Source organism: uncultured Shewanella sp. (assembly GCF_947497935.1).
Lineage (GTDB): Bacteria > Pseudomonadota > Gammaproteobacteria > Enterobacterales > Shewanellaceae > Shewanella.
This window is the reverse complement of sequence record NZ_CANMIO010000025.1, coordinates 1-25,220: the sequence shown is the minus strand read 5'-3', so window position 1 is coordinate 25,220 and position 25,220 is coordinate 1. Positions and strand designations below refer to the sequence as shown.

The window sequence follows — 25,220 nt, the reverse complement described above, 5'->3', positions numbered from 1 at the left end:
ATGTTTGATCAGACTACTCACACTGAAGTTCACCCACTTACTGTTGGCAAAATCGAAACCGCAAGTGGCGCTATCAAGCCACAATTACTACGTGATGCGGTAAAGCGTGCTGTCACTAACTTTTTCGCTCAGATGGACGGGCAAGAAGCTGAAGAAGTATATGAAATGGTGTTAAGCGAAGTTGAAGCACCTCTGCTAGATATCATCATGCAACACACTCGTGGCAACCAGACTCGCGCTGCCAACATGCTAGGTATCAACCGTGGTACACTACGCAAGAAATTAAAGAAGTACGGCATGAACTAAGACTAACGTCTTAACGTGTTGTATTAAAACGGGCTTTCCAGCAATGGAAAGCCCGTTTTGCTTTTATATGTACCCTCATATGTACCCCGTCCTCTCCGTTGCCTTCATTAAAAAGCCTATTAATAAATCCGCTTCCCCCTACAAATCAAAATAAAATTCGTTGCTAAATCATCTAAATAAACCTCAATCCCTGCGTCCACTTTCAGCTTCGGCTAATTTTCACCTTGTAGACTCGCAAACCATGTGACAATTCCTAACAAGTTTTAACTTAGTTGTTAACTTAAAAAGTGATAGATTTCACAGGCCACTGCTAGCTCAAGTAAAGCTCACTAAAAGAGCGAGCACAGCCACAGTGTGAATTGAACAATAAGTACCAATACAACAATTAAAGCTGCGGCGTGTTTGCAAGCATGACCGCGGAACTAAATCCCGAAGAGGACAGTATGCTAACTAAGAAAAACCTATTAAGCAGTGCATTAAGCCTAGGTCTATTAACCAGCTATTCAGCGCAAGCGGAGACGTTTGATTTTGTTGAAAAGCAAGCTAACAACATCGACACCTTAGTGGTCTTCCAGGCTGGCGAAGAGGCCTCAACTGCTCTTAGCAAGCTAGATAAACAATCAAAGCAGCAAATTAGCAAAGCATTAGCGCTACAAGAATTTACTGGCGAGAAAAAGCAGCTGGTTGAAATTTTAATGCCTACAGGTATCGATGCTAAACGCCTAGTGGTGATTGGCGTAGGCGATGAAGCAGAACTGACTCCTGGTGAAGTGAATAAGCTAGGCGCTGAAATTACAGCACATTTCAACGGTATTGAAGCAAAAGATATTCAAGTATTAACCGACGGCATTAGCGATGCCACCAGCAACGCCAGCTTTGCTGCAGAGCTTGCTCACGGCATCAACCTGCGCGCTTACAAGTTTGATAAGTACTTTTCAGAGAAAAAGCCTGCCGAAAAGAACTACACAGTGAACGTGAGCAATTCAAAAACGACTGACAAGTTATACACTCAGTTAGCAGCGATTGAGCAAGGCGTATTCCTAGCCCGCGACCTAACCTCTGAAACACCAACAGAGATGACGCCGGTAGACTTTGCTAATGCAGCAAAAGAGCTTAAGAAGCTGGGCGTAAAGGTGACGGTGCTTGAACCTAAGGAAATCGCCAAGCTCGGCATGGGCGCATTACACGCTGTAGGTCGCGGCTCTAAAGAGGGGGCCCGTCTTGTGGTTGCTCACTGGGAAGGCAATGATGACGCGCCTACAGCACTGGTAGGTAAAGGCATCACCTTCGACTCTGGCGGCTATAACATTAAGGCATCAGGGGATTCGATCTCCCGTATGAAGTCTGACATGGCAGGAGCCGCTGCTGTACTTGGCGCGATTAAAGCTATGGCACTGCAAAAAGCCGATGTGAACTTAGTTGCTGTTATGCCAATGGCGGCTAACATGGTGTCTGAAACCGCACTTGCTCCTGGTGATGTATTGATGACGGCAGAGGGATTAAGCGTTGAAGTACTCAATACCGACGCTGAGGGTCGCTTAATCTTAGCCGATGGCATGTGGTACGCCCGTGAATACTATAAGCCACAAGTGATGATTGACGTTGCAACGCTAACCGGCTCTAAGGTACGTGCACTCGGTAAACGCTACACTGCGGTATTTAGTGAAGATGATGCTTTAGTCGATGAGCTCACTTTCTCTGGCCAAGCGGTAGATGAGAAGCTATGGCGCTTACCACTTGCGTATGATGACTTACTTAAAAGCCCAATAGCTGATTTGAAAAACGCCGGCTTTGGCGGCCCAGGCGCAACCACGGCAGCGGTATTCTTACAGCAATTCACTGGCGACACTAAGTGGGCCCACCTTGATATTGCAGGCAGCGCATTAGCGGCTAAAGATGTGGGTGTGACCCCCACTGGCGGTACAGGCCACGGCGTACGCTTACTAAGCCACTGGATCATGACCCAAAGCAAGTAAGCTTTTGGCGCTAAATCTTAACTCTAGATTTGGATTTGGACTTAGCCTTAGCTTTTAGAAAGTCATAAAAAAAGCCCTGCAATGCAGGGCTTTTTTTTCACGCTTTGGTAAAACTAACTACTTATTAAACACTAGCTTAAACAGGCGTTTGCTCAAGTTCTTCAACTTTGGCTCGCTTATTCTCGCTGCGCTGGTGCGCCATACGGTACAAAATTGGCAAGACAAATAAGGTTAATAGCGTCGATGAGATGATGCCGCCAATCACCACTGTCGCGATTGGGCGCTGTACTTCAGCACCCGTACCGATATTCAGCGCCATCGGCACAAAACCAAGGCCTGCCACTAATGCCGTCATCAAGACTGGGCGCAGCCTGATCAGTGCACCATCGATAATCGCAGTCATCAACTCGCCTTTCTCTTGATAGAGCTGACGAATAAAGCTCAGCAGCACTAAGCCGTTAAGCACTGCTACGCCCGAGAGTGCAATAAAGCCAACTCCAGCTGAGATAGACAAGGGCATATCTCTTAACCACAGCGACATCACGCCACCCGTTAGGGCGAGAGGAATACCGGTAAAGATAATTAACGCATCTTTAATCGAGCTAAAGGCCATCACCAACAAACCTAAAATCAAGGCTAATGTCAGTGGCACCACAATCGATAGACGCTGACTTGCAGACTCTAGCTGCTCAAGGGTGCCGCCATATTCAAGCCAGTAACCCGCAGGAACATCGACTTGCTGACTAATCTGCTGTTTGGCTTCGGTGACAAATGAGCCTAAATCACGACCACGAACGTTAGCAGTTACCACGATGCGGCGCTTACCGTTTTCGCGACTGATCTGATTTGGCGATGGAGCAATATCCAAGGTTGCAACTTCAGATAACGGTACATACTCCCCCGATGGCAATACTATTGGCAGCTCTTGTAAGTGCTCAACATCTTTACGAATCGTTTCAGGCAAACGCAGTACCATCTTAAAGCGGCGATCGCCTTCAAAGATAAGCCCTGCTTCTTCGCCACCAATCGCGGTAGCGACAAAGCCTTGTAGTTCGTTTACCGTCAAACCATAACGCGCTAATGCCATCCGCTTAGGCTGAATCGATAACATAGGCAAACCTGTCACCTGCTCGACCTGCAAGTCGGCTGCGCCGTCAATTTGCTCTAATACTTCGCGAATCGCATTGGCTGAGGTCAATAGCTGTTGCAGATCATCGCCAACAACTTTAATGCCCAAGTCTGCGCGTACACCAGAGATAAGCTCATTAAAGCGCATCTCAATCGGCTGGGTGAGCTCAAAGTTATTACCCGGTTGTCCAGACACTGCAGCGACTATATCCGCGGCTAAGGCGTCATGGCTCATTTTAGGGTTAGGCCACTCATTACGAGGTTTAAGCATAATAAATGTGTCGGCAATATTTGGTGGCATAGGATCGTTGGCCACCTCTGGCGTACCAATCTTAGAGAACACGTTTTTCACTTGCGGGAAGTGTTTAATGCGATCTTCTAACTGCATCTGCATATCAACCGACTGCTCTAAGCCTGTACCCGGAATACGGATAGCTTGCAGCAGGATATCCTCCTCATTGAGCTGTGGAATAAACTCAGAACCTAGTGTCGTAGCCAGCCAAATAGAGAATGCCACTAACGCCACAGCAGCGCTTAACACTAACCAACGTAGCTTCATTGCACCGATGAGCAATGGTTTATACAGCGACTTAGTCGCAGTAATGACGCGGCTCTCTTTTTCGCTCACTTTGCCCGTCATAAACAGTGCAACTGCTGCGGGAACCAAAGTTAACGACAACACCAATGCCGCAAGCAAAGCCATCACAACCGCTGCTGCCATTGGGTGGAACATCTTGCCTTCTACGCCTGTAAGGCTAAAGAGCGGGATATACACCACGGTAATGATCAACACACCAAATAAACTTGGACGAATCACCTCATTGGTGGCTTCAAACACTAACTGCAAACGCTGTTTACGTGGCAATACATTGCCACCATTTTGTACTTGCGCTTGGCCTAATCGGCGGATGGCGTTTTCAACAATAATCACAGCACCATCGACGATTAAACCGAAATCCAATGCGCCTAAGCTCATCAAGTTCGCCGACACACCGGCTTGCACCATTCCGGTCATTGTCGCCAACATGGCAAGCGGAATCACGGCTGCGGTGATTAATGCGGCTCTTGCGTTACCCAGTAAGATGAACAGCACCACTATCACTAGCAGCGCACCTTCGACGAGGTTCTTCTGCACTGTGTATACCGCTTTATCCACCAAGGTGGTGCGGTCGTACACTGCTTCTACCTTAATGCCATCGGGTAATGAGGCTTTCACATCTTCAAGCTTGGCCGCGACCGCTAAAGACACCTGACGGGAGTTTTCGCCCACTAGCATCATGGCGCTGCCTAATACCGTTTCTTTGCCGTCACGAGTCGCTGCGCCAGTACGCAGTGCTTTACCTATGCCGACCTTAGCAACATCGGCAATAACAATCGGCGCATTATCGATACTTTTAATCACCACTTGCTCAATATCGCTAATGGTTTTTAGCTGCGCTGCAGAGCGCACAGTGAGTTGCTGACCATCTCGCTCAATAAAACCGGCACCGCGATTACTATTACTGCTTTGCAGTGCCAATTTGATATCGACAAAGGAGACCCCAAACGCCAGCATTTTCGCAGGCATAGGCGTAATGTGATACTCCTTATCATAGCCACCAATGGTATTAATTTCGGTAACACCTACGACTTGTGCCAATTGCGGCTTAATGATCCAATCTTGGATCTCTCTTAGAGCGGTGGCATCAAAGTCTCGACCATCCGCTTGTTTTGCATCAGGCAAGGCTTCGATGGTGTACATAAAGATTTCGCCAAGGCCGGTTGATATCGGCCCCATCTCGGGCTCGATCTCAGCGGGTAGCTTACCCTTAATCCCATTTAAGCGTTCGCTGATAAGATTACGTGCAAAATACAGATCCGTGCCCTCATCGAATACCACTGTCACTTGCGATAAGCCGTAACGCGATAGCGAACGGGTATACGACAAGTGCGGGATCCCCATCAGTGCATTTTCAATCGGGTAGGTAATACGTTGCTCGGTTTCTTGCGGTGAATAACCTTCTGCTCGGGTACTTATTTGCACCTGCACATTCGTAATATCCGGCACCGCATCAATCGGTAATTTTTGATAACTCCACAGCCCCACTGCAACCAGCAGCATAGCTAAGAACATCATCATCCAGCGTCTATTTATCGCGAGACGCAAAACAGATTCAATCATTTTTGCTCTCCTTTAGTGCACGTGTGCGGCGCTGGACTTTTCAAGATCGGCTTTGAGTAAAAAACTATTGGCAACGGCGTATTCTTCGCCAGCTTCAAGACCCGACAAGACTTCGCTCATTTCACTGTCGCTGCGACCAAGAGTCACTGCACGTCTTTCAAAACCTTCATCATTACGGATAAACACCACTTGCTGCCCTTCTGACTCCTGCAGTGCGCGGTTATCTATCCTTAACGCCACCGCTTGTTTACTCAGCGTCAGTTTGCCTGATAACAAAGCCCCTACCGCCCATTGGCCGCTGCTGTTATCGAGTGGCGCACGAGCGAGCTTATATATCGCATTGTTAGGGCTATTCAGCAGTATCTTGATTGTTGATGCCGCTTGCTGCTGCCCAGACTCGATAGTGAGCTGCTGACCAAGCGTTACCGTGCGCATTTGCTCTGGGAATATTTGATACTCAGCCCACAATTGACGGGTATCGATAATGCTAAGTAAAACATTATCAACTGCAAGCTCCCCTGCGTTGGCATTACGGCTGACGACGACACCCGAGATAGGCGCGGTAATTGAATAACGCTTTAAACTGCTATTAGATTCCACCTCCGCAATCACTTCACCTGCCTGCACCCTATCGCCAACATTCACTTTGATGGCCGTTACCAGTCCAGCGAAACGCGCACGTACTTGGCTGTTTGCCGCTTCCGGTAGCACTGTGCGGCCATATACTGTCAACGTCTGCTTGATATCACCAGCTTGCGCCACTTGAGTGCCGATGCCAGACACTGTCATTTGCTCGGCGCTAATATGCACTTGGCCTTCTTCATGTTCGTCATGCCCATGTTCATCACCGTGCTCGTCTACATGACCATGATCGTCATGAGCATCTTCATCGCCGTGCTTATCTACATGACCATGATCGTCATGAGCATCTTTATCACCGTGCTTATCTACATGACCATGCTCATCCGTATTTCCATCCGGGTGTTTTTTTTGATTAAGCGATTGCTTCTGAGGGTGTTCATCTTGATGATTATGTTCAGCTGAGGCCTGTGCCGGAGCGGTAAACGTCAGCGCCGCAACCACCGCAATATGAACCAGTGAAAGTTTGTTTAATAGAATCGAGTTCATTTTGGCATTCCTTGAAAATCATTAAAGAAGGTATGTTGAGAAGCAGGTAAGGGTTCGGCAATCAATTGTTCAATATCAACGCCATAGCGTAGCGCTGAAGCCGCGGCATCAATTAAGGCACGACGAGCAAATAACAGTTCTTCTCTAGCGGTTAAGTAATCAAGGTAGCTGTAGAGCCCTTGCTCATAAGCTTGCTTAGTATCCTCAAGGGCTGAGGTTAAAGTAGGGATCACACTGGCCTGTAGGCGGTTAACCGTCACTATCGCTTGTTTACGGCTGGCATAAGCACGATATAGCTGGCCATATAACTCTAAAAGTGCCACCTCTCTGTTGGCGAGTACTTGCTCTTTTTCGGCCTGAGCCGATAGCACCGCGCCAGTGTTACGCTCGCCATTAAACAGCGGCATACTAAAACCAGCAGTGAGTGCCATATCATTGGTTTGTTGTAGTTGCTTTACGCCAACCGACCACTTGATATCAGTGCTAGATTGCGTTTTAGCAAAACGTAGTTCAGCTTCTTTTAACTGTGCTTGAGTCAAATAAGCGGTGATAGCTGGGCTATATTTTACTTTCTCAAATAACGGCTCGAGTGCGACATCATCTGTAAAGGCAAACAAACTGCCCTGCAGTGAATCAAAATCAACCTGAGATTCCCCCCACATCATGCTCAACGCTAATTTGGCGTAATCGAGCTGCTGCAGCTGAGTTTCAGCAACCAGCCTGGTATTAAATACCGCCGCTTGGGCACGCTTGACTTCAGCGTCAGGTGTTACGCCCGCTTGAGCACGCTTAGCCACAACCACTTGAGTCTCTTCAGCAAGCTGTAATGAATCAACGGCAAGCTCAAGTTGAGACTGCGCAGTTAATACGTCAATATAGCGGCGCGTGGCTTCTGCAAGTAAATTTAACGCGGTAATTTTATGCTCTGCATCAAGTACAGCCCGCTGCTCGTTAACCACACCGCTGCGAGCATCTAATTTGTCGCCGAGCTCAATGACCGACGATAAAGACACACTAAACTCGGCACTGTCGATGCCTTGGAATTCACCCGTTCCCGCTACATTATCGAGATCAAATCCAATCTCATAACTAGGAGTTAGCGCCTGAGTTTGCGCCGCACCATCGAGCGCTTGCTGTCTAAACTGAAAAACTTTTAGTGAAGGGTGTTGCTGCTGTACCCGTTCAATCACCGTGGTTAACGACAGGGTATTAGATTGTTCTGCATTACTGTTAGAGTCGGCAGTAGCCGCAACAACTGAGGTTGCGGATATCAGAGCAATAAGTGCCAAGGTGCAATAAAGCCCTCGCCAAACACAAAACATGCCAATTTTAGTGACAGATTTTGCGCAATAAGTATTATGAAACATCGGAGATTAAGCCTCGATTTAATACAAAAATACAGAGCTGTGAGTTAAACCTACAACAGGCCCAACAGCTCTTTAGCAAGCTTGTAAAAACTCGCTAAATGAATAGAATTTTGATTAAACGATTAAGGCTTTAGGGGGGCGCAGGAAAGCGAAATAAGGGGACTCAATAGAAGTAGAGCTAAAAGCAAAAATGTGGCTATTAGGGCTTGCTGTCACTGATTTTAACGCAGTGATAGGGTGCATTAAGGTCATGCAACATGAGCAGCAGTTATTGCTACACTCAGCGCAGTCATCTTCAACATGACTTGCTGTTTCAACTTCATCACATTGTGATGTGTTATTTACAGTGCCGTTCGTATGCTCAGCCACATAGGTGACTTCACTGCCACAATCATCATGAGCAGAAGTACAATCATCAGCCATAGTTACCATGGATTGCATCGTTAAAATCACGATCAACAACATCCGCCCCAACTTAGCTGGAGAGGTGATGAATATTGCTCGAATTAAACGCGATAAGCTCGACATTAGGCCGCAGCATTACCTTTGTTTTTAATAACGTACATAACTGGCTTTATTGCACACTCGTATTACTTTGATGCTGACTAGTTTAAATTAATCAAATTTAAAACACTATGCGTTTACAAATCTTAATCTGCTCTGTGTATAAAAAACTTCCAAAAACATCGATAACCCCACATCTATAGCAATAAACCTTGGATTGGGACTTCTACCTAGATCGAGCTAAATTACACCTCAAAGTGTGATTACCTGAGCATTTTACTCAAGTAATAATTGAACACATTAAAAGATGCAAATAATATACATGTACATTTCAAACTAAACTTGCCTTGGATCTGCCAATGACTAAATCAAACACACTTCACTCGAAAGCTCTTCAATCCAAAGAAAGCCTACTTGCCTCACGTGTTGGGGAGCTAGTCGCTAACGACTTTCGCACTGCCCATATTTTTAGTCAGCATGGAATTGATTTTTGTTGTGGTGGCGGCATTTCACTAGCGCGAGCAATTACACGCTTTGACGCTGATGAAACAGCGTTACTTGATGCATTAATGGCGTTAGAGATAGACGGCGATAAGCAGCAAGGCTTAGAGCAACTCACTTTACCCGATCTGCTTAATTACATTGAGTCCACTCACCACACTTTTGTAAGAGATAAAGCGTCTTTACTTGTGGAGTACAGCCAAAAAATGGTGCGTGCCCATGGTGAAAACCATAATGAGATCAAGCCTCTTGCAGGTTGGATCCGTGCATTAGTCGATGACTTAATGCCGCATCTGATGAAAGAAGAGCAGATCTTGTTCCCTGCGATTTTAGGACTGCACAACCAAGTTGAAATGCAAAACTGCTTCGGCCATATAGGTAACCCAATTAATGCTATGCAGTATGAGCACGATGATGCACTGCAGATCTTTGAAAAGATCCGCGAGCTAACGAATGACTTTCAACCGCCAGCCCACGCTTGCACCACATGGCGCGTTTGCTACGCCAGCTTGGCGGAATTTGAAGCCGACTTGAAGCAGCACATCTATCTTGAGAACAATATCTTGTTTCCGAGGGCTTTAGCGCTAACCGCAGAATAACGGCTTGCTAATGGCTACTGCAGAGTAGCTAGCACATCAAAAGTAAAAGGCTCACCTAGGTGAGCCTTTTCTATTAAATAGCAGTTTGTTGCAACGGAGACCAATTTACTGAAGCTTGCTTTTGCTGAATAAGCTGCTCAATCAGCTCACGTATTTTAGGTTCAGCGTCAATAAACTTATTCATATTCGCGCCACCACTGCGCGCATCATAAATAGCTTCGCCGTCTAAGCGCCCTTCATGGAAGACCTTAATTTCTGCGTAAACCATATATAACGCAAGATCCCAGCGCCAGTTAGCAGTATAAGTTGCCGTCCACTCACATTGTTGGCTCGCATCTAATTGCTCCACAACGCGGTAATTAATTTGCTTCTCAGCTAGAATTTTTTCCATTTCTTCCAAGAAGCCTTCCCGCACATCAGGATTTTTCTGAATACAGACCTCTGCGTTGTTATTAACATGCACAGGATCGACTCTTTGCTTAATTGAGCAAGCACTAGTGAATAGCAATATTGACACGGCAATTATTAGTTTTTTCATGATAATCCTTATCTAATTAAAACTATGTTTATTCTTAATTTTTTAAGAGTGCTGAGCATAACAAGATAAAGGTGAATAACAAAGTAACAACATTACTCAATCCGATGAATGTTAGTTGCTACAAACTTGGCTTAACTGCATTATTGATGAGATTTCAATATGCGGCAATTGACTATTCACCGCTGACTTTTCAGCCACACCGAAACCTGGGTTCAACCATACAGCCTGACAACCCGCTCGTCTGGCACCATAGACATCACTCTTAGCGCTGTCACCCACATGCAGAATACTCGCTAAAGGCAAATCCAATTTCTTAGCAGCTAGGTCAAACATTTCGGCTGATGGTTTTTGCTTGTAACCGTGACCGGGATGTAGCACAAATTCAAGTATGTCGCCTAAACCAATGCGTTGATGATCGACGTTGCCATTGGTGATACCAATTAAGCGATATTTCTGTTTAAGCTGAGTTAATAGCTCAACCACCTCATCGGACACCTTAAAATCACTTCGATGTAATGCAAAATGCTCAAGTCCGGCCTTAGCACCCACCTTTGCAGTTTGTTTATCATATCCAAGTAGGGTTAATCCACGTTCTAGCATTGCCAATCGCGCTATACTTGTATCGTGACGCAGCTCTGGAGACTCTTTAAACAAGGCAAGCTTAAGCTTACGCCAGTCGTCGAACTGCCATTTTGCCGATTTTGGATAGCTTTGATGTAAAAACTGCTGCAGTGAGGCTTCTGCCTTTCGAATAATGGGGCGATTATCATAAAGGGTATCATCCAAGTCGAAGCTAATTGCCTCAAAAGCTTGTGGTCGAATAAATATTTTCATGCTTTATCGCCTCGCTTTTTCGCCCTCGGATGTGCACCGTCATACACCTTAGCAAGATGCTGAAAATCCAAGCTGGTATAGACCTGAGTGGTCGACAGGTTGGCATGGCCCAAAAGTTCTTGTACCGCTCGCAAATCGGCACTGGATTCGAGCATATGAGTCGCAAAGGAGTGGCGTAGCTTATGGGGGTGCACCTTAATGCCTAAAGCTTGATCCTGCCCCCACTTAGCGAGACGCGCCTGAATACTTCTATGGGCTAAGCGTTTACCTTTAGCGGTAACAAACAGGGCATCATCTTCACAGACAATATCGCGCTTGATATCCAGCCATTGGTTTATCGCCGTTAATGCCAACTTTCCGATAGGAACAATACGCTCTTTACTACCTTTACCTAAGACTTTAACCTGACCCTGTGAAAACTGAATATCGCTCACATTCAGCGCTGCAAGCTCTGCAAGTCGCAGTCCTGAGGAGTAAAACAACTCCATAATGGCTTTATCACGCAGACTAAGAGGATCGTCACCATCAATATCCAGCAGGTGGCTTATTGAGTCGACATCCATATTCTTTGGCAGGGGTTTGCCCTGCTTAGGTGCCGTAAGGCCAATGGCCGGATTTACCTTAATCTGTTGCTCTCTGAGTAAAAACTCATAGAACTGTTTTAAGGCAGAAAGGGTAAGAGAAAGTGAACGTGGACTTAGGCCTTTGCGGTGTAACTTGGCCAACATAGCTTGCAAAGACTCATGCTGAAGAGACAGCCATGAGTCCGCTTCACTAAACAGCTTCTCGATGCGTTGTAGCTCAAATAAATAGTTACGCACCGTATAAGCAGAGACTTGACGCTCGGTGCGTAGGTAACGCTCAAAGTCAGTCAACCAACGCACATTACCCGATAACGCTTCGTCAGCCATAAAGCCTCGCTATTAGATTTTTGTCAGTTGATGATCGAGTAACTGTTTAAGTTGCGACAGGAGTAAGTAGTCCATCTCTGGATGGAAATGCATTGGATCTTGGCTAGCAATAGCAAAAATCACCTGGCCACACTCTTTCGATAAGCGAGACAAGGCTACAGAGCCCACTTCAGTGCCAAATAGACGCTTCGACTCTTCATGGGTTAAACGGCCAAAGTAATAACCCGAGTCGAGACGCTTGCTCCAGATCTGCGACAGCTCGCTGTCGATATCATGTACTGTGATCAGCCTGACATGGCTAAACTGAAATTGTGCTTTGAGACCATTCGACAGCACTTGACGTAATTCGCCCATATCCTCACATTTTAGCAGTTCCATAGATAATGCACTGTTAAACATAAAGATCTGTTCATTGCGAGATGCCATAGCCAATAGCGCCGTGATCTCTTCTTCCAGTTGGCTCACTCGTTGACGTAACATCTCTTGCTGACGCTCAACCAAGGATACCGCTCCGCGCTCGGCATGAGGAATACGCATGGCTAACAATAACTCTGGATAACGACTAAAGAAGTCGGGATTATCCAACAGGTATTCACGGATCAGAATTTCATCAAAGGGTAGGTTTGACTTAGAGCTATCTATCATTGTGCTATCTGCCCATCATAAACATGCTCTGCAGGTCCGGTCATCCACAGTGGCTTGCCCTCACCATCCCAGTTAATCATCAAGCTGCCACCGGGCAGGTCGACTCTAACATTACGATCTAACTTGCCTTGCTGAATACCTACGACAACCGCCGCACAAGCACCCGTGCCACAGGCTAAGGTTTCTGCCGCGCCGCGCTCATAGACTCGCAGCTTAATATGGCCAGAGTTTAGCACCTGCATAAAGCCGACATTAACGCCCTTTGGAAAACGCTCATGGTTAGTCAGCTCGGCACCAATCGTATCGACATCAGTCGCAGCCGCATCTTCGACTTCTATCACACAATGGGGGTTACCCATAGAAACTGCTCCACAGAGGTAAGTACCGCTCGATGCCATCAGCAAATAGGTTTTCTCTACCTTCTTCGCGATAAACGGGATCTTACCAGGCTCTAAAACTGGGATCCCCATATTGACGGTAACCTTACCATCTCGCTCAAGGCGTAAGGTTATCTTGCCCGAAGAGGTGCTGACTCGAATTTTGTGTTTATGGGTTAGCCCTTTATTTCGTACAAAACGTGCAAAACAGCGTGCGCCATTACCGCACTGCTCGACCTCACTGCCGTCAGCATTAAAGATGCGATAATGAAAATCTAAATCGGGATCGTAGGGAGGCTCAACCAGTAATAACTGATCGAAGCCCACGCCAAAATTCCGATCGGCCAAGCGCTTAATTTGATCCGGAGAGAAAAACACATTCTGTGTCACCCCGTCTACGACCATAAAGTCATTGCCTAGCCCATGCATCTTAGTGAATTGGATCAAGATGGACATCCTTAAAAAGTATCTGCCGCGAACGCCTTGCGTCCGCGGCTTAGTATTATTCTAGTTTACGGCAGGATCTGCTCGCCTTGCCATAATTGAGCGACTTTTTCTCGCTCTCGAATAACATAGGCTTTATCACCATCCACCATAAGCTCTGCTGCACGTGGACGTGAATTATAATTAGACGCCATGGTAAAGCCATAGGCGCCAGATGAACGCACGGCAAGGTAGTCACCAGCCTGAACATTAAGCTGACGGTCTTTACCTAAGAAGTCTCCCGTTTCACAAACTGGGCCGACAACGTCATAGCTGTGGGTTTCACCTGCGCGCTCGATAACCGGAATGATCTTCTGCCAAGCGCTGTAAAGTGATGGACGGATCAAGTCGTTCATGGCGCCGTCGACTAAAGCAAAACGCTTATCGCTGTTTTCTTTTAAATAAAGCACTTGCGTGACAAATATACCGGCATTAGCAGCAATCGCGCGGCCTGGTTCAAAAATCAGTTTAAGATCACGGTCACCTAAGCGCTCAAGCAATGCTGCTGCATAAACGTCTGGCTGCGGTGGTAGCTCATCATCGTAAGTCACACCGAGTCCACCGCCCACATCAAAGTGCTTAATCTCGATACCCTGTTTTGCTAAGCGATCGATTAGCGCCAACATGCGATCCATGGCATCTAAGAAAGGTTTAATCTCGGTGAGCTGCGATCCAATGTGGCAATCAACGCCCTTAACTTCAAGGCCTGGTAAGTCGTTAGCGCGAGTAAAGATAGCTTCCGCCTCCTCCATCGCAATACCAAATTTGTTCTCTTTAAGCCCGGTCGAAATATAGGGATGAGTACCCGCGTCTACATCAGGGTTTACCCGAAGCGATACCGGTGCCACTTTGTCTAGGCGCAAGGCCACAAGGTTTAGCTGTTCAAGTTCGGCTGCCGACTCAACATTAAAGCAATAGATGCCTAGGTTAAGTGCCATCTCCATCTCATCGACGGTTTTGCCCACGCCAGAGAAAACCACTTTGGCGGGATCGCCACCTGCTTCAATTACCCGCGACAACTCACCGCCCGAGACAATATCAAAGCCACTGCCTAGACGTGCCAGCACGTTAAGCACAGCAATGTTTGAGTTAGCCTTCACCGCATAACAGATAAGATGTGGATGCTCGCTCACCGCATTATCAAATGCACGCCAATGGCGCTCGAGTGTCGCACGAGAATAGATATAGAGTGGTGTTCCGTGCTGCTTTGCAAGCTCAGCAACTTGACACTGCTCCGCGTAGAGTTCATCTGCCTGATATAAAAAATGATCCAACGTCTTTAGTCCTTTTTGCTCTGTTCGCTTTGCTTTAGCTCAGCGTCAGACACCTGCTTGTCAGCTGCCTGCTGATTAACGTCTTGCGGAGGCGCTCTAAATAACGCACTTTTCTGCCCACAACCTAAAAGTACTAGGCTACCAAGCCCTACTAGCAAAAACAGTCTCATTTTTTTCAACATCGGCTGACCCTTGGAGCAATAACACTACGGCTTGCTATCGGCGAAAATTCTTAATCCTGATGTTTGCAGACAAGCCCGCTGTGCGTCAACCCTATAACGCATTTATATCAGGCCTTTCTCGCATCAATAGTGCCAAAATCACCCCGGTTAATTGTCATAAATCACAACTTGATGCTGGATCTCAGTGCTAATGCAAAATAATTCAACTAATCCTTATGCTCATCGCACCAAGTTAACCGGCCACACGTACGCACAACAAATTGAAATTAAAGCACTTTACACAAACGTATCCAGTGTAAGATTATTAAGCAGATGATTAACCACAAAATTAATGTGATTGGTAAACGCTGTTTCGATTGGTACTATGACTGCATTAACTAAATCTGAGGAACAATTAGCATGGCGATGACAGATTTCGAATTTCATCAATTGGTTGATGAAATATTTCAAACAATTGATAACGCGATAGAAGTGCTTATTGATGAACAAGATGCAGATGTCGATGTTGATGGTTCTGGCAATGTGCTGCAGTTAGAATTTGATGGCGCATCTAAGATCGTCATCAATAAGCAAGAGCCACTACATGAAATTTGGTTGGCCACCCAATTTGGTGGATTCCATTTTGGCTATGTTGACGGCAAGTGGATGGATGAACGTAATGGTCATGAATTTATGCCATTCCTCGTCGAGTCTATCTACAAGCAGAGCGGCTTAAAATTAGATCTTTAATCTTATGCTGCCAATAGGATGAGGAGGCAACTCCTCATTCCGCAGTTTCTTAATCACCAGTCTTTCAAAATTAAGCTCATCAGCTTAAAAATCGACTTCCGAGGCCCCAAGGGTCACGCCAAAAGGCACTGCAGTTAACACACCTTTCACCCGATCGAGTTTAAAGAACTGCGGTAAATTAAAGTTCTCTTTAGTCAACTGTGGATCTTCAAATGTATGGTAATGGCTTAGCTGGTTCACAAGCGCATTCACATCCGTGCCCTCCTGCACATAATGATTCAGCTCATTCATCTCATCTAAGATAAAGACATCCAGACCTTGCTTTCTTTGACGTAGGAAGTATTGAATTGCGCCCTTGGCGGCATAGTCTTGGATCACAGCAGGCAGCTTAGCAAAGGGCTCATCACCCAAACTGGGCCTAGGCAATTCGAGTAATTTTCGCTGCGACAATTGCTGATAGAAAGATTTAGCATCACTTAAATTCTCGTAATGCATGCCTCGATTATTGAAGAAGAGTCCATAACGCAGCTTACCCACCTGCAAGGCATAACCTAATGTCGCTGAAGTTTGCGCCTTACGACTAAGCCGCACCGCTCGAGATAACAGATCATGCACCGTACGCTCGGTCTGTGAGCGCAGCTTACTCGAACAGCTAATCACCTCAACCTCGACTTCAGCACTGGCTCGCTTCATACCTGGGGTCACAAACGACAGCGCATCCAAGATGCTCTTCTCGCCCTCAAAATGATGACAATGCCACTCTCCCCAGCTATTGAGGCTAATCACATCGATAGAATCCACCATATTCTGATGACGCCGACCGATAGAAAACACATTACTGTTCATATAGTCGACCATGATATCTTGCCCCGCCCAACTCTCCGTTGGATCGCTATTAAAGTTAAGTAAAAACACCAACTTCCGGAAATGCCAAGGCTGATAGAGTGCCATCTTAGACACCCTAGTCGATTCATGTAGCACAAGCCCATCGAGTCGATTTGCGGCTCGAGTTAAATAAATAGATTTTCGCTTGCTCTGGCGCACTTCATACCAACGGGTTTTATCATTGGCAACACCATTGAGGCTGGCCCACACAAGAAGTTTTGCCTTACTCTTAGAATGAAATACCGCGCTGTGTTCGAGAAAGTTTCTTGGCTCCGGAGAGCAGCGGTACAAATAATATTGTCCATCCTGTTCACTGTAAATCACCGACAAGTAGGATTCTAAAATCGAACGGCTCCAGAGTGAATTAAGACACATAATCTGGTTGGCATCTTCGCTAAAGTAGGTGTGTAGCTTTCGGGTTAATAAGCCTAATTCTGAGATCCGCAAACTTTCACTTAGTCTATGAGTCGAGGCAAATTGTAGTAGGGTCCGGTAGCTGCCCAACATCAACTCATTGAGCTGCTCGTTAAACCACTGCAACTGCCCACAATGCCACTCTTCACAGTTGTCCAATGTTTTCAGTAAGCTTTCAGACCAATTCCAATGACTCACCAGCTTTTTCATCTTGTAATATCGCCAGTCGACAGCTTGCTCGCTCTGACTCAGCTTTACACCACACTTTAAATAGAAACAACGGCGGGCAATTTCAAGCCTGCGCCCTTCGCCACGCCCTAAAAGATAAGACTCTATCGCTTCATAAAGCAGGTAGTAGGCGTCATTGCTGGAGGAGAAATCCCCTTCTAAGGTGCGCTGCCAGATCCGCTCACTCACTAAATGGGTGTGGGGGTATTCACTGGCATAAGCCTCCAAAAGAAGCACCTTAAGCAGTGCCTTATGAGGTTTATCTACACCCTTGTAGAGCTGCCAAAGCGAGGCCCCAAAATACTCACTTGCTGGCAAAGCGTTAGCGTCGCCAAGGGATAATAACGTGGGAGATTTGGCCGCATTAGGCCACCATCCAATCGGTTTGCCAGCTAAACGAAACTGGCTGCGATAAAACTCTTCGAGTAATAACCAGTGCTGAGCACTACCACTATGCTCTTGACCCATACAGTTATATTGATCGGCTTGCTCCCCTTGCTCCCGAATAAACTGTTCAGGGTGAACTAAATAGAAATTCACCTCAAAATCAAATTGAGCGAACCATTGGGTCAGTAAGATGGCTTTTTTGTCGAGTAACTCACATTCATCCTTACTCAGTTGATTACTATGCACCAACCAAACATCAATATCGCTCTGGGGATTTTGACCAAAACTGGAAGTACTCCCCATGCTGTAAATCCCCTCGATGAGAGGGATATCGGTAACGACCGTCCTAGATAGGTCTATTTCAAGGGTTTTACAGGCATCTATGGTTTCTGAATCGGTGTGATAATCCACTATGCCGCAAGGAGTGAGAGGGCCATTATACCCAGGTAGTTTTGGGGCATGATAATGCAAGAAAACAGGGATAAGCCGAAGAAGATGTCGCTTTAATGGCGACAGTAAGGCTATCGCTCTAGCATACCTGATGATGTCCAATCGTTGGGCTGCATGTTGAAGCTTATCAATATCTTCTAACAATTTATTCCACCTTAGGAATATATAACTCCCCCCTAATGTATACGGCAAAGCTATCTACAGCAAGTAAATGCGATCAAGATCACACTTTTTCGTGATTTAGAACAGGGTGAACTTCAAAGAATCAAAAGCAGAGCGTTACATCTGTAATCGGGCAGTGTTAGCATTGAAGCAAATAAGTTCTAAGATGGAATATCGAGCATGTCTCACAACCTGATCCGTATCGCAACACGTAAGAGCCCTCTTGCCATGTGGCAAGCCGAATTTGTGAAAGCTGAACTGGAAAGAATCCATGAAGGCCTCACTGTAGAATTGCTACCAATGAGCACTAAAGGTGACATCATCTTAGATACTCCACTTGCCAAAGTGGGTGGTAAAGGCTTGTTCGTTAAAGAACTTGAAGTGGCAATGCTAGAAGGCCAAGCAGACATCGCAGTTCACTCGATGAAAGATGTCCCTGTAGAGTTCCCTGAAGGTCTAGGTCTTGAAGTGATTTGTGAACGTGAAGATCCACGTGACGCATTTGTATCAAACACCTATAAGACAATCGAAGATCTACCACAAGGCGCAGTCGTCGGTACTTCAAGCCTACGTCGCCAGTGCCAAATTCGCGCTGCGCGTCCAGATCTAGTCATCAAAGATCTACGTGGTAACGTGGGTACTCGTCTAGCAAAACTAGATGCTGGCAACTATGACGCGATTATCCTTGCAGCTGCGGGCCTTAAGCGTCTTAAGCTAGAAGAAAGAATCGCCAGCTTTATCTCAGCAGAGCAATCACTACCAGCAAACGGCCAAGGTGCTGTGGGTATTGAGTGTCGTACTGATGACGCTCGCGTTAAGGCACTGCTTGCACCGCTTGAGCACGCTGAAACGCGTATGCGTGTTATCGCAGAACGTGCAATGAATACCCGCCTTGAAGGTGGTTGTCAGGTACCTATCGGCGCCTACGCTGAAATCGACGGCGACACATTAAACCTTCGTGGTTTAGTGGGTAACCCAGATGGTAGCCAAATCATCACTGGCACAACCTCTGGTAGCACTGCTGATGCAGAGAAGCTAGGTGTTGCACTAGCAGAAGAACTACTGAGCAAGGGTGCTAAAACCATTCTTGACGCTGTTTACGCGAACGCGTAACACCTAGATGAGAGTCTTACTGACGCGCCCAGAAGGGCGCAATCAGTTGATGGCAGAGGCGTTGACTCAGCGCAACGTCTCTTACTTCATCACGCCCCTACTTAACGTTCAACCAACTTCAAATCTTGATGCTAATCAAATAGATACACTGCTTAATCGAGCAGACGTTATCATTTTTATCAGCACCAATGCCGTTGCTTTTGCCTCGCAAGCAATCGATAACCAATGGCCTAGTTCCGCACAATATTTTGCCGTTGGCGATGCCACTCATACCGCGTTAAAACAACTTGGTATTGATGCCCAGAAAGCGCCTGAAGACTGCCAACAAACCGAAGGTTTACTCACCCTTCCCTCACTGACAGATGTTGCAGGTAAGCAAATTATTATCGTCCGCGGTCAAGGCGGCAGAGAAGATTTAGCCACCGAGCTAATCAACAGAAATGCCTTGCTTAGCTATTGGGAAGTCTATAAACGTGGCTGCCCAACGCTTGATGCTGCAGACCTTTGCTTACAATGGCAAAGCTTCGGCATTAACACTATTATCATTACCAGTGGCGAAATACTCGATAACCTAGTTAAAACAGTGCCAAAAGAGCTATTTGCTTGGCTGCAAACTTGTCATATCATAGTTCCTAGCCCCCGAGTATATGAAAAGGCAAAGGCTTATGGCCTTGCACATGTCAGCAATGCTAGCGCCGCTAACACTAATGCCATGCTGGCTGCGTTATCTTTAAAGTAGTTCGCAGCTTGACTTAAGTTAATACTCGCTATTACTGCAGCATCATAGCTTTCAAGGACTGTTTAATGGAAACCAAGAACACTGACGCCAGCGCTTCAGAGCCAACAACTGAGCAAACTGTGGCGCAGCCAGTTAACGACACTCAGTCAGAGCCCCAAAGTCTGCCTAATGAAGGCACTCGCGCTAATGAAAACACTGCGCAATCACAACCCACTCAAAGCAAACCTGCGCCTTGGGGAGTTATCTTTACCCTATTCTTATTACTGTTACTGACTTTTGCAGCTACGGCTGGCGGATATTACTTCTATCAACAACTACAGACACAGCAAGCCGAAACAGCCGAGCTGAAGCAAGAACTAGAGCAAAAATTACAAACGGTACTCGTTGAGCCAAATCAACGTATTGCTTTCTTAGAACAGCAACAGAACCAATTTAAATCTAGCGTCGATTTAACTATGGCACAGACACTGGATCAGCAAACTCAGCTTGAAGAGCGCGTATCGATTATCGCCCAGCGCAATCCAAACCATTGGCGCGCAGAAGAAGCTAAGTACCTAGTCAGACTGGCAGGACAGAAACTCTGGCTTGAGAAAGATCCAAGCACTGCAACTAGCTTATTAAGAGCGGCCGATGAGCGTATTAAGTCGATGCGCGATCCCTCTTTGATGCCGCTGCGAAAGGCCCTATCGAAAGATATTGCCGCCGTAGCTACGGTAAAGAATACTGATATATCGGGCACTGTGTTGACCTTAGACACCATCATAGATGGGTTAGAAAAGCTACCATTAAACCGTGCAGAGACTCACTTTTCGGCCGATGAACTCGCCGATACAGAGGTCAGCCATTCACTCGATGATTGGCAATCTAACCTAGCAAAATCTTGGCAGGCTCTAATTGATGACTTCGTTATTGTTAGAAAGCGCACCACAGATGCGGCGCCACTGCTTGAGCCAGACCAACAGTGGTATTTAGTCGAGAATACTCGCAATAAACTACTCCAAGCCCAACTTGCCCTGTATCGTCAAGATCAGGTTAATTATCGCAACTCAATCAAGCTTGCGAGAAAATGGATTTTTCAATACTTCGATCTGAAAGATCAGCAAACCATTGATACGCTTGCCACCTTAGATGCTTTAGAGACACTGAAGATCCAAACGACCAGTATTGAACACTTCGAGGCCTCTAACCTGCTTAATCAATTAGTCACTTACGGTAACTTGATGACAGAGGAGACGCAGTAATGGTTAGAGCGCTCGTCTATCTTGTTATTATCTTATTAGGGCTGTGCATTAGTCCTTTTCTTGTCGGCAGCAAGGGCTACCTTTATCTAGCGATCGGCGACTACCAAGTTGAAACCAGTATAGTTTTCGCCGTCATTGCACTGATCATCTTTTACAGCTTATTGCAGTTAGTTGAGTTCGTTGTTGTTTGGTTATTGAACATGATACTCAGTAGCCGCTATCTTCCAGAAAGGTGGCGTAAAAAAGCGGCAAGAAAACACACCCTGCTTGGTGCACTAGCGCTAGCGGAAGAAGACTGGCTGGCAGCCGAAAAGGCCATGGCTAAAGGCGCCGAGAAAGGTGAAATCCCTGCTCTTAACCTACTCGCTGCTGCTCGAGCCGCGCACCATCAGAATAACGCGAAAGCCCGAGATGAATACCTAGCTAAGGCGCAACTAGAACCACTAGCCGTCAAAGCGGTGCGAACCACTCGTACTCGTTATTTATTGCAACAAGGTGACTTAGTCGCCGCGAGAGAAGAGTTAGATAAGCTTAATCCGACGAGTAAGAGCAAGTTACCTGTACTCAAGTTAGCCATCGAGCTTTATCAGGCGCAACAAGATTGGCAAGCCCTAAAGTTACTACTACCTATCGTGAGTAAAAAACATATTTTGACCGACGACGCCTTCCAAGCCTTGTCGCTAAAAACCAATATGGCGCTACTAACTGAGGCAAGTAAAGCTAATGAGCAAGAGCTAGAAAAGTGCTGGCACTGGCTATCTCGAGCAGAAAGAAAACAAGCAGAATATATTGCACAATATGCTATTGGATTGAGCCGTTTCGAACGTAAAGCTGAAGCGGTGAAGATGTTACTTAAGCAAGTAAAAACTACTGTCGCACCATCCATTTTTAAGGCGCTAGCGGAAGTGCTAGAACCAACAGATGTAGAAGCTAAAAAGCAGCTACTCGCCTTAGAAACTCAATTTGAAAATAACGTCGACTATCAAACTTGCTTAGCTAAGCTGTATCAGCAAAATCATGATTATCACCAAGCTAAAATTTGGTGGCAAAAAGCCTGTTACCTGCAAGATGACAAAGATAGCTTGCATGCTCTCGCAGATGCCCAGGAACACTTAGGTGAACTCAACAGAGCGCTGCAAACCAGACGTAATGCGGCGAAACTAATTTAGTCTTTATACCTTTTTTAACTAAAGGCCGCTATTTATGCGGCCTTTTTTTATTTAGCGATATCAGCTGTGTTACTACGCTTACTCTAACTACCTGATAAAAAAAACTTTCCTTGTCCTATCAGTATTTGACATTAATTATCCCAGTCCAGACTTGACTTCCCTTGATTTGACAACGGCACATACCAGTACAGAATTTATACTGTCGATATAAGAATAATGACTAATTAAGTATTGATAACCCTCCAATTTAACTCAAGGATGAGCCAGTTAGAGCACTTAATGATGGATACATTTATCGCGAAGCAGGACGCTACTATTGTCGAGCTTTCTGGTTCTATAAATACAAAAAACAGCCAAGGTGAAGAGATCAGCCTCAGTCAGGGTGACACTTTAAAGCAGAATACGGCTTATAGCTTTTCTGTGGGAAGCACCTTCACCTTACAATACATCGATGGCAGTACAGTCACTCAAGACCAGTTAGTCATGGAATCTATGACTAATGACCCTCTGCAAACAAGCGAACCAACTGTCGACCCCGAAGTTGAAGCGTTACAGGCTCAGATCCTGAGTGGCGATGACCCAACCGAAATCCTCCCCGATACCGCAGCGGGTGAAACAGCTCAAACCGGAAATGAAGGCGGAGAGTATGTTGCCGTTAACCGTACGGGTGACGAGACTTTAGCAAACGCTGGCCATGATACAGCAGGCTTCGTTCAGGTAGATGTAACTCAAGCTGAACAATTGCCTATATTCCTAACCGAATTAGCATTGCCTCGCATCTCTGCACGAGCGGTGACTCTGTTTGAAAAACACTTAGATCAAGGTTCTGATCCACAAGCTTCACAACTATCACAAACTGGAAGTGTCTCTGTTAATGTCCAAGCAGGGATCAACGAACTGGTCATTAATGGCATACAAGTTTTTACCAACGGTAACTTTGTGGGGCCAGTTTCAATCACTACTCAACATGGCGTACTAACGTTCAGCAGCTATGACCCAATAGACTCTGTATTAACCTACAGCTATAACTTAGTAGCTACACTCGACCATTCAGATTCAGATATGTTATCCGAGCTTTTCTTATTACAGCTCACTGACAATCAGGGCGTGCAAACAACAACCCTAGTCACAGCAAACATTGTAGATGACGCGCCGTTCGGCTTAGATGATAGCAATTCGACTAGTCAGAATGACCTTGATGGCGTAGTCGGGAATGTGCTGGATAACGATACTCTCGGTGCCGACTTAGCTGCCGTAACTCAAATAACTAATAGTGAGAATAGTAGCAACGACATTGCTGGTAACACCGCAATATCAGGTGTTTATGGCTCATTAATCATTGCGTCTGATGGTAGTTATAGTTATCAATTAAACAATCAATTACCTGAGCTTCAATCACTCGCTCTCGGTGAACAGCTTATCGAATCATTTGACTACCTACTGACGGATAGCGATGGTGACTCAGTCACCCAGACGCTAACTATCACCATATCAGGTGAAAATGATGCCCCAGAGATCACCACATCGTTTGAAGATGCCTTAGGTAATGTTACTGAAGCGGGTGTTTTAGTCGGTGGAAACATAGTAACTGACGGTATTCCACATGCTAGCGGCACACTAACCGCCGATGATATTGATAATGGTGCAGTGCTAACCTGGCAGTTAAATGATGACCCTGTAGCTCCATACGGTATCTTTACTCTCAACGAGTCTACCGGTGAGTGGCTATTCACTTTAGATAACGAATTCGCTAATAGCCTGGCTTATGGCGATACAGCAACTGAAACCTTTAACATAACAGTGACTGATGAATTCGGTTTAACTGATACTCAAACGTTCACAGTGACCATTACAGGTACCAACGATATTCCTGTACTGTCTTTTGCCCAAGGCGCAGACGCGGGCATGGTAAAAGAAGCCGGAGTGGTTGATATCAATGGTGAAGGTAACACCCCTCTCGCAGGCATCGATAGCGTTTCCGGACAGTTTAACGCCGACGATGTTGACCTCAACGACGGTGAAACTTGGAGTGTACAAGGTACCCCAAACACCGAATATGGACAGTTCTCAGTTGATAACAACGGCCTATGGACCTATACCCTAGATAATGACTTAGCCAATAGCCTGTTTGAAGGCCAAGTCGTCGTCCTCACTTACACGGTGCGCGTGACGGATGATTACGGCGCCTATGCAGAGCAAGACGTGACCATTACTCTCACGGGTACCAACGATATTCCTGTACTGTCTTTTGCCCAAGGTGCAGACGCGGGCATGGTAAAAGAAGCCGGAGTGGTTGATATCAATGGTGAAGGTAACACCCCTGTCGCAGGCATCGATAGCGTTTCCGGACAGTTTATCGCCGACGATGTTGACCTCAACGACGGTGAAACTTGGAGTGTACAAGGCACGCCAAACACCGAATATGGACTGTTCTCAGTTGATAACAACGGCCTATGGACCTATACCCTTGATAATGACTTAGCCGACAGTCTGTTTGAAGGCCAAGTCGTCGTCCTCACTTACACGGTTCGCGTGACGGATGATTATGGCGCCTATGCAGATCAAGACGTGACCATTACTCTCACGGGTACCAACGATATTCCTGTACTGTCTTTTGCCCAAGGCGCAGACGCGGGCATGGTGAAAGAAGCCGGGGTGGTTGATATCAATGGTGAAGGTAACACCCCTGTCGCAGGTATCGATAGCGTTTCCGGACAGTTTAACGCCGACGATGTTGACCTCAACGACGGTGAAACTTGGAGTGTACAAGGCACGCCAAACACCGAATA

General features: G+C 46.2%; 21 protein-coding genes. 9 read left to right on the top strand and 12 right to left on the bottom strand.

Annotated elements, in window-relative coordinates; all coding sequences use genetic code 11:
- Together fis and Q1A86_RS19320 are read left to right on the top strand one after the other, a co-directional pair.
- Nucleotides 1-306, top strand: a complete 306-nt coding sequence (gene fis, locus Q1A86_RS19325; RefSeq protein ID WP_012153658.1) for a DNA-binding transcriptional regulator Fis — start codon at nucleotides 1-3, stop codon at nucleotides 304-306.
- Nucleotides 307-749: 443 nt separating this feature from the next.
- Nucleotides 750-2,282 carry a leucyl aminopeptidase gene (locus tag Q1A86_RS19320; RefSeq protein WP_299810470.1) on the top strand — a complete coding sequence of 511 codons (1,533 nt, stop codon included), beginning with the start codon at nucleotides 750-752 and terminating at the stop codon, nucleotides 2,280-2,282.
- A 136-nt stretch (nucleotides 2,283-2,418) separates the two neighbouring features.
- Here Q1A86_RS19320 and Q1A86_RS19315 read toward each other — a convergent pair whose 3' ends face one another.
- From Q1A86_RS19315 to Q1A86_RS19300, 4 genes are all read right to left on the bottom strand, one after another.
- Nucleotides 2,419-5,571 (bottom strand): CusA/CzcA family heavy metal efflux RND transporter, encoded by a 3,153-nt coding sequence (locus Q1A86_RS19315; protein WP_299810468.1) that lies wholly within the window; start codon nucleotides 5,569-5,571, stop codon nucleotides 2,419-2,421.
- Nucleotides 5,572-5,583: 12 nt separating this feature from the next.
- On the bottom strand, nucleotides 5,584-6,699 hold the full coding sequence (locus Q1A86_RS19310; RefSeq protein ID WP_299810466.1) for an HlyD family efflux transporter periplasmic adaptor subunit: 1,116 nt from the start codon (nucleotides 6,697-6,699) through the stop codon (nucleotides 5,584-5,586).
- Nucleotides 6,696-8,066 (bottom strand): TolC family protein, encoded by a 1,371-nt coding sequence (locus tag Q1A86_RS19305; RefSeq protein WP_299810464.1) that lies wholly within the window; start codon nucleotides 8,064-8,066, stop codon nucleotides 6,696-6,698. The genes Q1A86_RS19310 and Q1A86_RS19305 overlap by 4 nt, the downstream gene beginning before the upstream one ends.
- 114 nt (nucleotides 8,067-8,180) lie before the next feature.
- Nucleotides 8,181-8,594, bottom strand: a complete 414-nt coding sequence (locus Q1A86_RS19300) for a hypothetical protein (RefSeq protein ID WP_299810461.1) — start codon at nucleotides 8,592-8,594, stop codon at nucleotides 8,181-8,183.
- Between the two features lie 335 nt (nucleotides 8,595-8,929).
- Between Q1A86_RS19300 and ric the strand changes: the two genes are divergently transcribed.
- On the top strand, nucleotides 8,930-9,670 hold the full coding sequence (gene ric / locus Q1A86_RS19295) for an iron-sulfur cluster repair di-iron protein (RefSeq protein ID WP_299810459.1): 741 nt from the start codon (nucleotides 8,930-8,932) through the stop codon (nucleotides 9,668-9,670).
- A 73-nt stretch (nucleotides 9,671-9,743) separates the two neighbouring features.
- On the opposite strand, the gene Q1A86_RS19290 is transcribed toward ric, so the two are convergent.
- The 7 genes from Q1A86_RS19290 to Q1A86_RS19260 all read right to left on the bottom strand — a co-directional run bounded on the left by Q1A86_RS19290 (nucleotide 9,744) and on the right by Q1A86_RS19260 (nucleotide 14,914).
- A complete protein-coding gene (locus Q1A86_RS19290) occupies nucleotides 9,744-10,208 on the bottom strand; it encodes an Sbal_3080 family lipoprotein (protein ID WP_299810456.1) in 465 nt (154 codons plus the stop codon).
- Nucleotides 10,209-10,319: 111 nt separating this feature from the next.
- Nucleotides 10,320-11,042, bottom strand: a complete 723-nt coding sequence (locus Q1A86_RS19285) for an HAD-IA family hydrolase (protein WP_299810453.1) — start codon at nucleotides 11,040-11,042, stop codon at nucleotides 10,320-10,322.
- A complete protein-coding gene (gene xerC / locus Q1A86_RS19280; protein WP_299810450.1) occupies nucleotides 11,039-11,953 on the bottom strand; it encodes a tyrosine recombinase XerC in 915 nt (304 codons plus the stop codon). The genes Q1A86_RS19285 and xerC overlap by 4 nt, the downstream gene beginning before the upstream one ends.
- Before the next feature lie 12 nt (nucleotides 11,954-11,965).
- Complete coding sequence (locus Q1A86_RS19275) at nucleotides 11,966-12,598, bottom strand: DUF484 family protein (protein WP_299810447.1); 633 nt, start codon at nucleotides 12,596-12,598, stop codon at nucleotides 11,966-11,968.
- Nucleotides 12,595-13,422, bottom strand: coding sequence for a diaminopimelate epimerase (dapF, locus tag Q1A86_RS19270; protein ID WP_299810444.1), 828 nt, complete (start codon nucleotides 13,420-13,422; stop codon nucleotides 12,595-12,597). The genes Q1A86_RS19275 and dapF overlap by 4 nt, the downstream gene beginning before the upstream one ends.
- A gap of 65 nt (nucleotides 13,423-13,487) precedes the next feature.
- Nucleotides 13,488-14,732 carry a diaminopimelate decarboxylase gene (lysA, locus tag Q1A86_RS19265; protein WP_299810441.1) on the bottom strand — a complete coding sequence of 415 codons (1,245 nt, stop codon included), beginning with the start codon at nucleotides 14,730-14,732 and terminating at the stop codon, nucleotides 13,488-13,490.
- A 5-nt stretch (nucleotides 14,733-14,737) separates the two neighbouring features.
- Nucleotides 14,738-14,914, bottom strand: a complete 177-nt coding sequence (locus Q1A86_RS19260) for a hypothetical protein (RefSeq protein ID WP_299810438.1) — start codon at nucleotides 14,912-14,914, stop codon at nucleotides 14,738-14,740.
- A gap of 399 nt (nucleotides 14,915-15,313) precedes the next feature.
- Here Q1A86_RS19260 and cyaY point away from each other — a divergent pair, with 399 nt between their 5' ends.
- Entirely contained in the window at nucleotides 15,314-15,643 is a 330-nt protein-coding gene (gene cyaY, locus Q1A86_RS19255; protein ID WP_220765540.1) for an iron donor protein CyaY, read from the top strand.
- An 84-nt stretch (nucleotides 15,644-15,727) separates the two neighbouring features.
- Here cyaY and Q1A86_RS19250 read toward each other — a convergent pair whose 3' ends face one another.
- A complete protein-coding gene (locus Q1A86_RS19250; RefSeq protein WP_299810434.1) occupies nucleotides 15,728-18,151 on the bottom strand; it encodes a class I adenylate cyclase in 2,424 nt (807 codons plus the stop codon).
- Between the two features lie 198 nt (nucleotides 18,152-18,349).
- On the opposite strand from Q1A86_RS19250, the gene hemC reads away from it, so the two are divergent.
- From hemC to Q1A86_RS19225, 5 genes are all read left to right on the top strand, one after another.
- Entirely contained in the window at nucleotides 18,350-19,282 is a 933-nt protein-coding gene (gene hemC / locus Q1A86_RS19245; protein WP_299810431.1) for a hydroxymethylbilane synthase, read from the top strand.
- A gap of 7 nt (nucleotides 19,283-19,289) precedes the next feature.
- A complete protein-coding gene (locus Q1A86_RS19240) occupies nucleotides 19,290-20,021 on the top strand; it encodes a uroporphyrinogen-III synthase (protein ID WP_299810428.1) in 732 nt (243 codons plus the stop codon).
- Nucleotides 20,022-20,086: 65 nt separating this feature from the next.
- A complete protein-coding gene (locus tag Q1A86_RS19235) occupies nucleotides 20,087-21,262 on the top strand; it encodes a uroporphyrinogen-III C-methyltransferase (protein ID WP_299810425.1) in 1,176 nt (391 codons plus the stop codon).
- Entirely contained in the window at nucleotides 21,262-22,431 is a 1,170-nt protein-coding gene (locus tag Q1A86_RS19230) for a heme biosynthesis HemY N-terminal domain-containing protein (protein ID WP_299810422.1), read from the top strand. Before Q1A86_RS19235 ends, Q1A86_RS19230 begins: the two co-directional genes overlap by 1 nt.
- 279 nt (nucleotides 22,432-22,710) lie before the next feature.
- On the top strand, nucleotides 22,711-25,220 hold a 2,510-nt coding region (locus Q1A86_RS19225), incomplete at its 3' end, for a retention module-containing protein (RefSeq protein WP_299810419.1).

Excerpts from the sequence above, each read along its gene's own strand:
- fis (WP_012153658.1), top strand. The coding sequence starts at position 1 with ATGTTTGATCAGACTACTCACACTGAAGTTCACCCACTTACTGTTGGC.
- Q1A86_RS19320 (WP_299810470.1), top strand. The coding sequence starts at position 750 with ATGCTAACTAAGAAAAACCTATTAAGCAGTGCATTAAGCCTAGGTCTA.
- Q1A86_RS19315 (WP_299810468.1), bottom strand. The coding sequence starts at position 5,571 with ATGATTGAATCTGTTTTGCGTCTCGCGATAAATAGACGCTGGATGATG.
- Q1A86_RS19310 (WP_299810466.1), bottom strand. The coding sequence starts at position 6,699 with ATGAACTCGATTCTATTAAACAAACTTTCACTGGTTCATATTGCGGTG.
- Q1A86_RS19305 (WP_299810464.1), bottom strand. The coding sequence starts at position 8,066 with ATGTTTCATAATACTTATTGCGCAAAATCTGTCACTAAAATTGGCATG.
- Q1A86_RS19300 (WP_299810461.1), bottom strand. The coding sequence starts at position 8,594 with ATGTCGAGCTTATCGCGTTTAATTCGAGCAATATTCATCACCTCTCCA.
- ric (WP_299810459.1), top strand. The coding sequence starts at position 8,930 with ATGACTAAATCAAACACACTTCACTCGAAAGCTCTTCAATCCAAAGAA.
- Q1A86_RS19290 (WP_299810456.1), bottom strand. The coding sequence starts at position 10,208 with ATGAAAAAACTAATAATTGCCGTGTCAATATTGCTATTCACTAGTGCT.
- Q1A86_RS19285 (WP_299810453.1), bottom strand. The coding sequence starts at position 11,042 with ATGAAAATATTTATTCGACCACAAGCTTTTGAGGCAATTAGCTTCGAC.
- xerC (WP_299810450.1), bottom strand. The coding sequence starts at position 11,953 with ATGGCTGACGAAGCGTTATCGGGTAATGTGCGTTGGTTGACTGACTTT.
- Q1A86_RS19275 (WP_299810447.1), bottom strand. The coding sequence starts at position 12,598 with ATGATAGATAGCTCTAAGTCAAACCTACCCTTTGATGAAATTCTGATC.
- Q1A86_RS19260 (WP_299810438.1), bottom strand. The coding sequence starts at position 14,914 with ATGTTGAAAAAAATGAGACTGTTTTTGCTAGTAGGGCTTGGTAGCCTA.
- cyaY (WP_220765540.1), top strand. The coding sequence starts at position 15,314 with ATGGCGATGACAGATTTCGAATTTCATCAATTGGTTGATGAAATATTT.
- hemC (WP_299810431.1), top strand. The coding sequence starts at position 18,350 with ATGTCTCACAACCTGATCCGTATCGCAACACGTAAGAGCCCTCTTGCC.
- Q1A86_RS19240 (WP_299810428.1), top strand. The coding sequence starts at position 19,290 with ATGAGAGTCTTACTGACGCGCCCAGAAGGGCGCAATCAGTTGATGGCA.
- Q1A86_RS19235 (WP_299810425.1), top strand. The coding sequence starts at position 20,087 with ATGGAAACCAAGAACACTGACGCCAGCGCTTCAGAGCCAACAACTGAG.
- Q1A86_RS19230 (WP_299810422.1), top strand. The coding sequence starts at position 21,262 with ATGGTTAGAGCGCTCGTCTATCTTGTTATTATCTTATTAGGGCTGTGC.